The 13,657-nt window shown below is 64.8% G+C and carries 12 protein-coding genes; 9 read left to right on the plus strand and 3 right to left on the minus strand.

Features of this window, described 5'->3' with window-relative positions; translation table 11 throughout:
• Positions 1-145: 145 nt before the first annotated feature.
• Positions 146-1,207, plus strand: coding sequence for an alpha/beta hydrolase family protein (locus tag HMPREF1224_RS24435; protein ID WP_010793492.1), 1,062 nt, complete (start codon positions 146-148; stop codon positions 1,205-1,207).
• On the opposite strand, the gene HMPREF1224_RS24440 is transcribed toward HMPREF1224_RS24435, so the two are convergent.
• Genes HMPREF1224_RS24440 through HMPREF1224_RS24450 form a run of 3 tightly spaced genes read right to left on the minus strand, consistent with a single transcriptional unit; the run spans position 1,208 to position 3,655 of the window.
• On the minus strand, positions 1,208-1,966 hold the full coding sequence (locus tag HMPREF1224_RS24440) for a DnaJ domain-containing protein (protein WP_003099547.1): 759 nt from the start codon (positions 1,964-1,966) through the stop codon (positions 1,208-1,210).
• Position 1,967: 1 nt separating this feature from the next.
• The gene (gene murU, locus HMPREF1224_RS24445; RefSeq protein ID WP_010793493.1) at positions 1,968-2,642 is read right to left on the minus strand and encodes an N-acetylmuramate alpha-1-phosphate uridylyltransferase MurU; all 675 of its coding nucleotides are present in this window, start codon (positions 2,640-2,642) and stop codon (positions 1,968-1,970) included.
• The gene (locus HMPREF1224_RS24450; RefSeq protein WP_010793494.1) at positions 2,639-3,655 is read right to left on the minus strand and encodes an aminoglycoside phosphotransferase family protein; all 1,017 of its coding nucleotides are present in this window, start codon (positions 3,653-3,655) and stop codon (positions 2,639-2,641) included. Before HMPREF1224_RS24450 ends, murU begins: the two co-directional genes overlap by 4 nt.
• A 126-nt stretch (positions 3,656-3,781) precedes the next feature.
• Between HMPREF1224_RS24450 and lptD the strand changes: the two genes are divergently transcribed.
• The 8 genes from lptD to HMPREF1224_RS24490 all read left to right on the plus strand — a co-directional run bounded on the left by lptD (position 3,782) and on the right by HMPREF1224_RS24490 (position 13,579).
• On the plus strand, positions 3,782-6,556 hold the full coding sequence (gene lptD, locus HMPREF1224_RS24455; protein ID WP_003113209.1) for an LPS-assembly protein LptD: 2,775 nt from the start codon (positions 3,782-3,784) through the stop codon (positions 6,554-6,556).
• Positions 6,537-7,829, plus strand: coding sequence for a peptidylprolyl isomerase (locus HMPREF1224_RS24460; RefSeq protein WP_010793495.1), 1,293 nt, complete (start codon positions 6,537-6,539; stop codon positions 7,827-7,829). The genes lptD and HMPREF1224_RS24460 overlap by 20 nt, the downstream gene beginning before the upstream one ends.
• Complete coding sequence (gene pdxA, locus HMPREF1224_RS24465; protein WP_003117956.1) at positions 7,826-8,812, plus strand: 4-hydroxythreonine-4-phosphate dehydrogenase PdxA; 987 nt, start codon at positions 7,826-7,828, stop codon at positions 8,810-8,812. The genes HMPREF1224_RS24460 and pdxA overlap by 4 nt, the downstream gene beginning before the upstream one ends.
• A 115-nt stretch (positions 8,813-8,927) precedes the next feature.
• The gene (gene rsmA, locus HMPREF1224_RS24470) at positions 8,928-9,734 is read left to right on the plus strand and encodes a 16S rRNA (adenine(1518)-N(6)/adenine(1519)-N(6))-dimethyltransferase RsmA (RefSeq protein ID WP_003085087.1); all 807 of its coding nucleotides are present in this window, start codon (positions 8,928-8,930) and stop codon (positions 9,732-9,734) included.
• A gap of 36 nt (positions 9,735-9,770) precedes the next feature.
• Positions 9,771-10,151, plus strand: a complete 381-nt coding sequence (gene apaG / locus HMPREF1224_RS24475) for a Co2+/Mg2+ efflux protein ApaG (RefSeq protein WP_003085085.1) — start codon at positions 9,771-9,773, stop codon at positions 10,149-10,151.
• Complete coding sequence (locus HMPREF1224_RS24480) at positions 10,151-11,002, plus strand: symmetrical bis(5'-nucleosyl)-tetraphosphatase (protein ID WP_003099572.1); 852 nt, start codon at positions 10,151-10,153, stop codon at positions 11,000-11,002. The genes apaG and HMPREF1224_RS24480 overlap by 1 nt, the downstream gene beginning before the upstream one ends.
• A 43-nt stretch (positions 11,003-11,045) precedes the next feature.
• The gene (gene glpE / locus HMPREF1224_RS24485; RefSeq protein ID WP_003099577.1) at positions 11,046-11,378 is read left to right on the plus strand and encodes a thiosulfate sulfurtransferase GlpE; all 333 of its coding nucleotides are present in this window, start codon (positions 11,046-11,048) and stop codon (positions 11,376-11,378) included.
• Positions 11,379-11,656: 278 nt separating this feature from the next.
• Positions 11,657-13,579, plus strand: coding sequence for a PrkA family serine protein kinase (locus tag HMPREF1224_RS24490; RefSeq protein WP_003085078.1), 1,923 nt, complete (start codon positions 11,657-11,659; stop codon positions 13,577-13,579).
• Positions 13,580-13,657: the final 78 nt, after the last annotated feature.

Raw genomic sequence — 13,657 nt, forward strand, 5'->3', positions numbered from 1 at the left:
GACACTCCACGGAATACACCGCAACGGAAGGAAAAGCGGGCATACCTTACCGCGAGCGCGACCGGCGAACCATGCGAAGGCTCGGCCTGACAAAGAAGTGCTCTGGGTTTAGGCTGCCTTCTGGATTGTCTATCGGGAATTTCCAATGCCGGCCTTCTCTCTACTGCCGAAGCCCTCCGCCCTGCTGCCGCTGCTATTGGCCGCCGCTTTCCTGCCGCCGGCTTTCGTTCATGCCGAAGAGGAGGCCGCCAAGGACCAGCCGCAGGCCCCCGTGGAACGCCCGGCGGTCAGCGAGCGCAGCCAGGACGAGGCCAAGGGGCTGGAGCGCCAGTTGCCGGAGGACGGCCAGCAGATCCTCAAGGCCGGCGACGAAAGCTTCCTCACCCTCTGGTTGCCAGCCAACACCGCCGAGGCCGAAGGTGTGGTGATCCTGGTTCCCGGTGATGGCGAAAGTCCGGACTGGCCGCAAGCCATCGGCCCGCTAAGGCGCAAACTGCCGGATGCCGGCTGGCAGACCCTGAGCCTGGCCCTGCCCGACCCGCAGAGCACCGCGCCGGTTACCCGCCCTGCGGAATCCGCCGCCAGCGCCAGCGCCGACAAGGACGCCAGCGCCGCGGACAGCGCAAGCAAGCCTGACGTGAAAGGCGAAAGCGGCAACGCGCCGGCGCCGGAAAGCACCGCCGAAGCCGGCAGCGGCGAACCGGCGCAGAGCGAGGACCAGGCCCCTCCCCCAGCCATCGATCCGGTCGAGCAGCGCAAGGCGCACGCCGAACGGGTCATGGCGCGCCTGCAGGCGAGCATCGACCTGGCCCTGCAGCACGAACCGAAAAGCGTCGTCCTGCTCGGTCATGGCACGGGCGCCTATTGGGCGGCACGCTACCTGGCGGAGAAGGAGCCTGCGGAAATCCACAACCTGCTGCTGGTTGCCGCGGAGATACCGCGCGATTTTCGCCCGGCGCTGGAAGATATGGTGCCGAAGCTGAAACTGGCGACCGGCGACTTCTATTACCGCGACGCCCGCGCCGACCGCGAGGCGGCCAGGCTGCGCATGCAGGCCGGCAAGCGGCAGAAACACCCGGCCTACGTACAAATCGCGATGCAGGCGCTACCGGCCGACCCCAAGGCGGAGCAGGAGCAACTGTACCGACGAATCCGCGGCTGGCTCAGCCTTCACCTGCAGGCCGATGCGCAGAAACCTGCGGAGTGATCAGCGGAACCCCTCACGCTCTCGGACCAGGGCGTAGGCCGCCTGCAATTCACGGGTTTTCTCGGTAGCCGCACGCACGCGCTCGACGCTGGCGCCGGCTCCCGCCAGTTTGTCCGGATGGTGCTGGCTGATCAGCTTGCGATAGGCGCGTTTGATCAGCGCCGGCTCGCTTCCGGCCTCCACGCCGAGCAGCAGCAGGGCCTCACGGTAGCTATCCCGGGCGACAGCGCGCGTCCGCTTCGGCATGACCCGCGCCGACAAGCGTTCCGTTCGCTCCGCCGACCAACCCAGCCAGCGCCCCCATTGCAACACCAGTTGCCGCGCCGACTGGCTGAGCACGCCGCCAGCCCAGGCCATCCGCCAGCAGGCGAGCAATACTGCCTCCGCACGTTCGCCCTTCAGACGCGCGACCTCCGCCTGCAGATGGGCGATGCCGGCCTTGCCCTTGCCGAAGGACGCGATGGCACGCCGCTGGGCTCGCCTATCGAGCTTGCGCAACGCCATCTCCTCGCGCGCCTGGCGGATATGCATCTCCTCCACCCGCCCGCCGCTCTTGGCCAGATAGCCGAGCAACTGGAACAGCAGGTCGTCCTCATCGTTCACCGCCCGCCCGCGCAAGCGCGCCAGCAGGCCGCGCCAGGACTCCAGGCGCAACCTGCGGTCCAGCAGTTGCCCCAGCAGGCCGCCGAGCAGGGCGCCGGGGATGCTGGCCAGGGCCCAGCCGGCTCCGGCTCCGATCAGCGTAGCGGGCCAGAGCATCTCAGGCGTGCTCCGCCAGCAATCGCTCGACTTCCGCCAGGCGCTCGTGGGTACCGACGTCGACCCACTGCCCACGATGGTGTTCGCCGCTGACCCGCCCCGCGGCGATGGCCTTGCGCAATAGCGGCGCCAGCTTGAAGGTGCCCGGCTGGCAGCCCTCGAACAGCGCGGGATGCAGTACGGCGATCCCGCTGTAGGTCAGGTTGCCGCCCGCTTCGCGGGTCTCGCCCACCCGTCCGCCGGCATCCAGGTGGAAATCGCCGGCGGGATGGTGCGCCGGGTTGTCGACCAGCACCAGATGCGCCAGGTCGCCGTCGGCAAGATGCAGCCGAGAGTAGTCGAAGTCGCTCCAGACATCGCCGTTGAGCAACAGGAACGGCTGCTCGCCGAGCAACGGCAGGGCACGGAAGATTCCGCCACCGGTTTCCAGCGGTTCACCCTCCGGGGAATAGGCGATCCGCCCGCCCAGGCGCGAACCGTCGCCGAGATAGGCCTCGATCTGCTCGCCAAGCCAGGCATGGTTGATCACCCAGTCGTCGACTCCGGCCTGGCGCAGCGCCAGCAACTGACGCTCGATCAATGGCACGCCGGCGGCCTCGATCAGCGGCTTGGGCGTGTGCAGGGTGGTCGGCCGCATGCGCTCGCCACGCCCGGCGGCGAGGATCATCGCCTTCATGCCTCGGCTCCCTGCGGCAGCGAGGCCAGCAGCTCGCCCAGTTCGGCCAGCTCGGGACGGCGCGCCACGGCGGTTTCCAGATAACGGAAGAAGCGCGGCACGTCGCCCAGGTAGCGCGGTTTGCCGTCGCGGTGACAGATACGGGCGAAGATGCCAATTACCTTCAGGTGGCGCTGCACGCCCATCAGGTCGCTGGCGCGGAGGAAGTCCTCGAAGCTTGGCGGCAGCGGGATACCGGCCCAGGTCGCCTTCTTCCAGTAACGGTTCAGCGCGGCATGCACGCGCGGCTCCGGCCAACTGACGAAGGCGTCCTTGTACAGGCAGGTGACATCATAGGTGACCGGGCCGTGCAGGGCGTCCTGGAAATCGAGGACACCCGGGTTGGGCTCGCTGAGCATCAGGTTGCGCGGCATATAGTCGCGATGGACGAACACCCGCGGCTGCTCCAGCGCGCTGCGTACCAGCAGGTCGCAGATCCGCTGCCAGCGGGCCAGCGTCTCGCCCTCCAGTTCCACGCCGAGGTGGCGGGCCAGGTACCAGTCGGGGAACAGCTGCAGCTCGCGGCGCAGCACCGCTTCGTCGTAGGCAGGCAGGACACCGGCGACATCGACCTTCTGGAAGGCGATCAGCGCATCCAGGGCCGGTTCGAACAGCTCGTCGGCATTCCCGGGATGAAGCACGTCGAGGTAGGTCTGCCGGCCCAGGTCACTGAGCAGCAGGAAACCATTCTCCAGGTCCTGGGCGAGAATCCTCGGCACATGCACGCCGGCTCCGGCGAGCAGTCCGGCGACCTTGACGAACGGTCGGCAGTCTTCCTGGGGCGGCGGCGCGTCCATCACCACCAGGCTGCGGTCCCCTCCCTGCCAGCGGAAATAACGACGGAAGCTGGCGTCGCTACTGGCCGGGATCAGTTCGGCGGGGGGCACTTCCCCCCAACCTTCGGCAACGAACAACTCGGGCAAACAAGAGTCCAACCAGCGATTCAGCTGCTGGAAACGGGCATCATCAGACATTTACGGGGTTCTCCACGGCCCTAGCCGTTGCGCAGGTCATGCTTTATTATCCAGCATCTTTTTCAGCCCATCGAGAGGCGTGCGGCCCACCGGGCCGATGGCGCGCAGGAAGCCCGGATTAACAAGATGGCAGTGAAATCCCTCGTGTTTCGAAGAAAGTTTCCCCTGCTGGTCACCGGCAGCCTGCTGGCTCTGCAGCCGGTCGCAGCATTGACTGTACAGGCCGCCGATCAGTTCGACTGCAAGGTATCGGCCACCGGCGGCTGGGATTGCTCCCCGCTGCAGAACGCCAATGCCAACCTGCCACCGCGCCCGGCGCATACCGCGACCTCGGTCAGCACCGCCGCGGCGGGCAGCAGCGTGTCCGGCAGCGGAGGCGAAACCGTCGAGGCAGAGCCGACCCAGCGCCTGGTCACCGAGTCCGGCGGTCGCGCGCTGAAATCCCGCAGTGCGGACTACTCGCACCTCGACTGGATTCCTCGGGAAAAACTGACCGCCGCCCAGTTGGCGGAAATCGGCCCCTATTGCGGCGGCTCCTACATCGAGCCGGTGCGTCCGGGCATGGATGACGGCGCGCCCAGCGACGAGAGCCCGACCTACGTATCCGCCAAGGCTTCGCGCTACGAGCAGGAAAAACAGATCGCCACCCTCGCCGGTGACGTGGTCCTGCGCCAGGGCAGCATGCAGGTGGAAGGCGACGAGGCCAACCTGCACCAGCTGGAAAACCGCGGCGAACTGGTCGGCAACGTCAAGCTGCGCGACAAGGGCATGCTGGTGGTCGGCGACCACGCCCAGGTCCAGTTGGACAACGGCGAAGCCCAGGTCGACAACGCCGAGTACGTGATCCACAAGGCCCATGCCCGCGGCAGCGCGCTTTACGCCAAGCGCAGCGAGAACGCCATCATCATGCTCAAGGATGGCACCTACACCCGCTGCGAACCGAGCAGCAACGCCTGGACCCTGAAGGGCAACAACGTCAAGCTGAACCCGGCCACCGGCTTCGGCACCGCGACCAACGCGACCCTGCGGGTCAAAGATTTCCCGGTGTTCTACACCCCGTACATCTATTTCCCGATCGACGACCGCCGCCAGTCCGGTTTCCTGCCGCCGAGCTTCAGCAGCACCAGCGACACCGGCTTCACCCTGGTCACCCCGTACTACTTCAACCTGGCGCCGAACTACGACGCCACGTTGTACCCGCGCTACATGGCCAAGCGCGGCATGATGCTGGAAGGCGAGTTCCGCTACCTGACCCACAGCAGCGAAGGTATCGTCAACGCTGCCTACCTTAACGACAAGGACGATCACCGCGAAGGTTTCCCGGACTACAGCAAGGACCGCTGGCTGTACGGTCTCAAGAACACCACCGGCCTCGATTCGCGCTGGCTGGCCGAGGTCGACTACACGCGGATCAGTGATCCCTATTACTTCCAGGATCTGGATACTGACCTTGGCGTAGGCAGCACTACGTACGTCAACCAACGGGGCACTCTGACCTATCGCGGGGACACCTTTACTGGCCGTTTGAATGCGCAGGCGTACCAGTTGGCGACCACCACCGATGTAACCCCGTACGACCGGCTGCCACAGATTACCTTCGACGGTTTCCTGCCCTACAACCCAGGTGGAATGCAATTCACCTATGGCACCGAGTTCGTTCGATTCGATCGAGATCTAGACGAAAATATCTATTTCAATGACGACGGCAGCATCCGCGGCAAACGCCCAGATGCGTCACTTCAAGGCCTTGCCCGAGCAACGGGAGACCGTATGCATCTGGAGCCGGGCATGAGTTTGCCAATGACGCGCAGCTGGGGTTATGTGACACCCACATTGAAATATTTGTATACAAAGTACGATCTAGACTTGGATAGCCAGGGCAAGACCGACCTGAATAAAAGAGATGAGTCCTTTGACAGCAATCAGGACCGTTCGCTCCCTTTGGTTAAGGTCGACAGCGGCCTGTATTTCGACCGAGACACCACCTTTGCCGGCACACCATTCCGCCAAACTCTCGAGCCGCGTGCCATGTACTTGTACGTTCCATATAAGGACCAAGACAGCCTGCCGGTCTTCGATACCAGTGAACCGTCCTTCAGTTACGACTCTCTGTGGCGCGAGAACCGCTTTACCGGTAAGGATCGTATCGGCGATGCCAACCAGTTGTCCCTGGGCGTCACCAGTCGTTTCATCGAAGAGAACGGTTTCGAACGCGCCAGCATCAGTGCCGGCCAGATTTACTACTTCCGTGATCGTCGCGTCCAACTACCAGGCCTAACCGAGAAGGATCTGAAGCGACTCAACCTAGATCCCAGCGGCTTGGACAATGACAGCTGGCGCTCTCCCTACGCCTTTGCCGGCCAGTACCGTTTCAACCGCGACTGGCGCATCAACTCCGACTTCAATTGGAACCCCAACACCAGTCGTACTGAGTCCGGTAGCGCCATCTTCCACTACCAGCCCGAAGTCGATCCGGGCAAGGTGGTCAACGTTGGCTATCGCTATCGTGCAGATGCTCGGCGCTTTGATTCCTCCCGCGGCACATTCCGATATGGCAACGAAAACGACATCATCAAGCAGCACGATTTCTCGGTCATCTGGCCGCTGGTGCCGCAGTGGTCCGTGCTCGCCCGCTGGCAGTACGACTACAACAAGAACCGCACCCTCGAGGCCTTCGGCGGCTTCGAATACGACAGCTGCTGCTGGAAGCTGCGCCTGATCAACCGCTACTGGCTGGATGTGGACGATGACGCCTTCCTCGTGCAGAGCGAGAAGGCCGACCGCGGCATCTTCCTGCAGATCGTCCTGAAGGGCCTCGGCGGCATCGTAGGCAACAAGACGGAAATGTTCCTCGACAAAGGCATCCAAGGTTATCGTCAACGTGAAGATCAAGCTATGTAACCGGCTGCGCCCCCTTGCATTGGGCGCAGCACTCCTTTGCTCCTTCGCGCATGCCGAAGTGGTACCACTGGACCGGGTCGTCGCCATCGTCGACAACGATGTGATCATGCAGAGCCAGCTCGACCAGCGCCTGCGCGAAGTGCACCAGACGCTGCTCAAGCGCGGCGCGCCGCTGCCGCCCGAGCACGTGCTGACCCAGCAGGTGCTGGAACGCCTGATCATCGAGAACATCCAGCAGCAGATCGGCGACCGCTCCGGCATCCGTATCTCCGACGAGGAGCTGAACCAGGCGATGGGCACCATCGCCCAGCGCAACGGCATGAGCCTGGAGCAGTTCCAGGCCGCCCTCACCCGCGACGGCCTGTCCTACGCCGACGCCCGCGAGCAGGTCCGTCGCGAGATGGTGATCAGCCGTGTGCGTCAGCGCCGGGTCGCCGAGCGCATCCAGGTCAGCGAGCAGGAGGTGAAGAACTTCCTCGCCTCGGACATGGGCAAGATCCAGCTTTCCGAAGAGTACCGCCTGGCCAATATCCTGATCCCGGTGCCGGAAGCCGCGTCCTCGGACGTGATCCACGCCGCCGCAAAGCAGGCCCAGGAGCTTTACCAGCAGCTCAAGCAGGGCGCCGACTTCGGCCAACTGGCGATTTCCCGCTCGGCCGGCGACAACGCCCTGGAAGGCGGCGAGATCGGCTGGCGCAAGGCCGCCCAGTTGCCGCAGCCGTTCGACAGCATGATCGGCTCCCTGGCCGTCGGCGACGTCACCGAGCCTGTCCGCACCCCCGGCGGCTTCATCATCCTCAAGCTGGAAGAGAAGCGCGGCGGCAGCAAGATGGTCCGTGACGAAGTGCATGTCCGCCATATCCTGCTCAAGCCCAGCGAAATCCGCAGCGAAGCGGAGACCGAGAAGCTGGCGCAGAAGCTGTACGAGCGCATCCAGTCCGGGGAAGACTTCGGCGAACTGGCGAAGAGCTTCTCCGAAGATCCGGGTTCCGCCCTCAACGGCGGCGACCTGAACTGGATCGATCCGGAAGCCCTGGTGCCCGAGTTCCGCCAGGTGATGAACGATACCCCGCAGGGCGAGCTGTCCAAGCCGTTCCGCTCGCAGTTCGGCTGGCACATCCTGCAGGTCCTCGGCCGTCGCGCCACCGACAGCAGCGAGAAGTTCCGCGAGCAGCAGGCGGTAAGCGTACTGCGCAACCGCAAGTATGACGAGGAACTGCAAGCCTGGCTGCGGCAGATCCGCGACGAGGCCTACGTGGAAATCAAGCAGTGAGCCTGCGCTTCGCGCTCACTCCCGGCGAGCCGGCAGGTATCGGACCCGATCTGTGCCTGCTGCTCGCCCGCTCCGCCCAGCCCCACCCCCTGATCGCCATCGCCAGCCGCACGCTCCTGCAAGAGCGCGCCGGCCAACTGGGCCTGGCGATCGACCTTAAGGACGTTTCCCCGGCCGCCTGGCCAGAGCGACCGGCCAAAGCCGGCCAACTGTACGTATGGGATACGCCCCTGGCCGCCCCGGTCCGGCCCGGGCAATTGGACCGAGCCAACGCCGCCTACGTCCTGGAAACCCTGACCCGCGCCGGCCAGGGCTGCCTCGACGGGCACTTCGCCGGGATGATCACCGCACCGGTGCACAAGGGCGTGATCAACGAAGCCGGCATCCCCTTTTCCGGCCATACCGAATTCCTCGCCGACCTCACCCACACCGCCCAGGTGGTGATGATGCTGGCCACTCGCGGCCTGCGCGTGGCCCTGGCGACCACCCATCTGCCGCTGCGCGAGGTCGCCGACGCCATTAGCGACGAGCGCCTGTCCCGGGTCGCGCGCATCCTCCACGCCGACCTGCGCGACAAGTTCGGCATCGCCCATCCGCGCATCCTGGTCTGCGGACTCAACCCGCACGCCGGCGAAGGCGGTCACCTGGGCCGGGAAGAGATCGAGGTGATCGAACCCTGCCTCGAGCGCCTGCGTGGCGAAGGCCTCGACCTGGTCGGCCCGCTGCCGGCCGACACCCTGTTCACTCCCAAGCATCTGGAGCATTGCGACGCGGTGCTGGCGATGTACCACGACCAGGGTCTCCCCGTGCTCAAGTACAAGGGCTTCGGTGCCGCCGTGAACGTGACCCTCGGCCTGCCGATCATCCGCACCTCTGTCGACCACGGTACCGCGCTCGACCTGGCCGGAAGCGGCCGCATCGATAGCGGCAGCCTGCAGGTCGCCCTGGAAACCGCCTACCAGATGGCGGCCAGCCGCTGCTGACGGCGGTCGGCCATCGTTTAGCCCTGCCGGCCCGACGCTTCGCTGTTAAAATGGCGCCCTTTCGCATCCGCGCCTCCCGCCTTGGCCTGGGGCCCGCAGCCTGGAACCGTTTCCAATGTCCGAGCTTTACCAACACCGCGCGCGCAAGCGCTTCGGCCAGAACTTCCTGCACGATGCCGGGGTGATTCACCGCATCCTCCGTGCCATCCATGCCCGCGAGGGTCAGCGCCTGCTGGAGATCGGCCCGGGCCAGGGCGCCCTGACCGAGGGACTGCTGGGCAGCGGCGCACGCCTGGACGTGATCGAGCTCGACCAGGACCTGATCCCCCTGTTGAAGCTGAAATTCGGCCTCGAGTCGCGCTTCAGCCTGCACCAGGGCGACGCCCTCAAGTTCGATTTCACCTCGCTGGTGGAGAGCGGCGAGAAGCTGCGAGTGGTCGGCAACCTGCCCTACAACATCTCCACGCCACTGATCTTCCATCTGCTGGAGCACGCGCCGGTGATCGAGGACATGCACTTCATGCTGCAGAAGGAAGTGGTCGAGCGCCTGGCGGCCACGCCGGGCGGCGGAGACTGGGGCCGGCTCTCGATCATGGTCCAGTATCACTGTCGGGTGGAGCACCTGTTCAACGTCGGCCCCGGCGCGTTCAACCCGCCGCCCAAGGTCGACTCGGCCATCGTCCGTCTCACCCCCTTCGCCGAGCCGCCCCATCCGGCACGCGACCCGAAACTGCTCGAACGGGTGGTCCGCGAGGCCTTCAACCAGCGCCGCAAGACCCTGCGCAACACCCTCAAGCCTCTCCTGAGCGTCGAGGACATCGAGGCCGCAGAGGTCGATCCGACCCTTCGTCCCGAACAACTCGACCTGGCCGCATTCGTCCGCCTGGCCAACCGGCTGGCCGAGCTGCCAGGCAATCGTTAGTCTGGTGAGACACTCGTCAGGAATCAGGCAAGCCGTATGAGCGATACCCAGCACCAGGTCAACGTCAGGGTCGACACCCGCTACCTTCCGGAACAGTCCGCCCCGGAGCAGAACCGTTTCGCCTTCGCCTACACGGTGACCATCGAGAATCAGGGCGAGGTTCCGGCCCAACTGCTGTCGCGCCACTGGATCATCACCGACGGCGACGGCCGTACCCAGGAAGTTCGCGGCGCCGGCGTGGTCGGCGAGCAACCGCTGATCGCCCCCGGCGCGCAACACACCTACACCAGCGGCACGGTGCTGGCGACCCGGGTCGGCAGCATGCGCGGCAGCTATCAGATGCTCGGCAGCGACGGAATCGCCTTCGACGCCGCGATCCCGGTGTTTCGCCTGGCCGTACCGGGAGCGCTGCACTGATGGCGGTCTACGCGGTAGGCGACCTGCAGGGTTGCCTGGATCCCCTGAAATGCCTGCTGGAGCGCGTCGCCTTCGACCCGACCAAGGACCGCCTGTGGCTGGTCGGCGACCTGGTCAACCGCGGCCCGCAGTCCCTGGAGACGCTGCGCTTCCTCTATGCCATGCGCGAGTCGGTGGTCAGCGTCCTGGGCAACCACGACCTGCACCTGCTGGCGGTGGCGCACAAGTCCGAGCGCCTGAAGAAGTCCGACACGCTGCGGGAAATCCTCGAGGCGCCGGACCGCGAGCCACTGCTCGACTGGCTGCGTCGCCTGCCGCTGCTGCACTACGACGAACAACGCAAGGTCGCCCTGGTGCATGCCGGCATCCCCCCGCAGTGGAGCCTGGAAAAAGCCCGCCTGCGCGCAGCCGAGGTGGAGCAAGCATTGCGCGACGACCAGCGCCTGCCGCTGTTCCTCGACGGCATGTACGGCAACGAGCCGGCCAAGTGGGACAAGAAGCTGCATGGCATCGACCGCCTGAGGGTGATCACCAACTACTTCACCCGTATGCGTTTCTGCACCGAAGATGGCAAGCTCGACCTGAAGAGCAAGGAAGGCCTCGACACCGCGCCGCCCGGCTACGCCCCCTGGTTCAGCTTCCCTTCGCGCAAGACCCGCGGTGAGAAGATCATCTTCGGCCACTGGGCGGCCCTCGAAGGCCACTGCGACGAGCCCGGCCTGTTCGCCCTGGACACCGGCTGCGTCTGGGGCGCGCGGATGACCCTGCTGAACGTCGACAGCGGCGAACGCCTGAGCTGCGATTGCGCCGAACAGCGCGCGCCGGCCAGACCCGCCGCCACGCCCGCATGAATCCCCGGCGTCCGGTGGACGCCCTGTACACAGGTACCCCGACATGAGCGACACCTTCCAGCGCATCGCCCCCGAACAGGCCCGCCAGCTCCGCGAAAACGGCGCCCAGGTGGTCGACATCCGCGACCCGCAGAGCTTCGCTGTCGGCCACATCAGCGGCTCGCGGCACATCGACAACCACTCGGTGGCGGACTTCATCGCCGCCGCCGACCTCGACGCTCCGCTGGTGGTGGTCTGCTACCACGGTAACTCCAGCCAGAGCGCCGCCGCCTATTTCATCCAGCAGGGCTTCAGCGACGTCTACAGCCTCGACGGCGGCTTCGAGCTATGGCGCAGCGTCTATCCCGCGGATACCAGCAGCGGCGAAGCGGAGTAGGCCGCGCCGCTACCCCGCCAAAAAAACTGTAACTTCTCTCGCCTTTCTTCCTTTACTCCGTCCAGAACGAACTATTCTTTTCCTCAGGCCATCCAAAACAGGGGAGAGCCGGCACACCGGCTTCCGGGCCATCGGCTGTGACCGTTAGGAGCGCTGGCGGAAAGGGAAGCACCGTGCAGCGACGGAGTCTGGGGGATTCTCGCCGGCCTGGCTGGCGGCCCCCCCGCACCCGCACGACCGATCCCGCGCCGGCTCACTGCATCGAGCGAGGAGACGTCATGAGCATTTTCAGTCACTTCCAGGAACGCTTCGAAGCGACCCGCCAAGAGGAATATTCCCTCCAGGAATATCTCGACCTCTGCAAGCAAGACAAGACAGCCTATGCCTCTGCCGCCGAGCGCCTGCTGATGGCGATCGGCGAGCCGGAATTGCTGGACACCTCGGTGGACTCCAGGCTGTCGCGGATCTTCTCCAACAAGGTGATTCGCCGCTACCCGGCGTTCGCCGACTTCCACGGCATGGAGGAATGCATCGACCAGATCGTCGCGTTCTTCCGCCACGCGGCCCAGGGCCTGGAGGAGAAGAAGCAGATCCTTTACCTGCTCGGCCCGGTCGGCGGCGGTAAATCCTCCCTGGCGGAAAAACTCAAGCAACTGATGGAGAAGGTGCCCTTCTACGCGATCAAGGGCTCACCGGTCTTCGAGTCGCCGCTGGGCTTGTTCAACCCCGACGAAGACGGCGCCATCCTCGAGGAGGACTACGGCATCCCGAGGCGCTACCTGCGCTCGATCATGTCGCCCTGGGCAACCAAGCGCCTCAACGAGTTCGGCGGCGACATCAGCCAGTTCCGCGTGGTCAAGCTGTACCCCTCGATCCTCAACCAGATCGCCATCGCCAAGACCGAACCCGGCGACGAGAACAACCAGGATATATCCGCGCTGGTCGGCAAGGTCGACATCCGCAAGCTGGAGGAATACCCGCAGAACGACGCGGACGCCTACAGCTATTCGGGCGCCCTCTGCCGGGCCAACCAGGGCCTGATGGAATTCGTCGAGATGTTCAAGGCCCCGATCAAGGTCCTGCACCCGCTGCTGACCGCGACCCAGGAAGGCAACTACAACAGCACCGAAGGTCTCGGCGCCCTGCCCTACAGCGGCATCATCCTGGCTCACTCCAACGAATCGGAATGGCACAGTTTCCGCAACAACAAGAACAACGAGGCCTTCATCGACCGCATCTACATCGTCAAGGTGCCGTACTGCCTGCGCGTGGCGGACGAGATCAAGATCTACGACAAGTTGCTGGTCAACAGCTCGCTGGCGCATGCCCACTGCGCGCCGGACACCCTGAAGATGCTCTCGCAGTTCTCCGTGCTGTCGAGGCTGAAAGAGCCGGAAAACTCGAATATCTACTCGAAGATGCGGGTATATGACGGCGAAAACCTGAAAGATACCGATCCCAAGGCCAAGTCGATCCAGGAATACCGCGACTCGGCCGGGGTCGACGAAGGCATGGCCGGGCTTTCCACCCGCTTCGCCTTCAAGATCCTCTCCAAGGTATTCAACTTCGACCCGCACGAGGTAGCGGCCAACCCGGTACACCTGCTCTACGTCCTCGAACAGCAGATCGAGCAGGAACAGTTCCAGCCGGAAACCCGCGAGCGCTACCTGCGCTTCATCAAGGAATACCTGGCGCCGCGCTACGTCGAGTTCATCGGCAAAGAAATCCAGACCGCCTACCTGGAGTCCTACAGCGAATACGGTCAGAACATCTTCGACCGCTATGTGCTGTACGCCGACTTCTGGATCCAGGACCAGGAATACCGCGACCCGGAAACCGGCGAGATCCTCAACCGCGCCGCCCTCAACGAGGAACTGGAGAAGATCGAGAAACCCGCGGGCATCAGCAACCCGAAGGACTTCCGCAACGAGATCGTCAACTTCGTGCTGCGCGCCCGCGCCGGCAACAACGGCAAGAACCCGAGCTGGCTGTCCTACGAGAAGCTGCGCGTAGTGATCGAGAAGAAGATGTTCTCCAACACCGAGGACCTGCTTCCGGTCATCAGCTTCAACGCCAAGGCCAGCAAGGAGGACCAGCAGAAGCACAACGACTTCGTCAAACGCATGGTCGAGCGCGGCTACACCGAGAAGCAGGTCCGCCTGCTGTCGGAATGGTACCTGCGGGTTCGCAAGTCGCAGTAGTCTGCCATCGGTACGGTCGCTGCGACCGTACCGGTCGCCGTCGCATTCGGACCTCGGCGCCTCCGCTCCGGCGGGGCG

The organism is Pseudomonas sp. P179, assembly GCF_000478485.2.
GTDB classification, from domain to species: domain Bacteria; phylum Pseudomonadota; class Gammaproteobacteria; order Pseudomonadales; family Pseudomonadaceae; genus Pseudomonas; species Pseudomonas aeruginosa.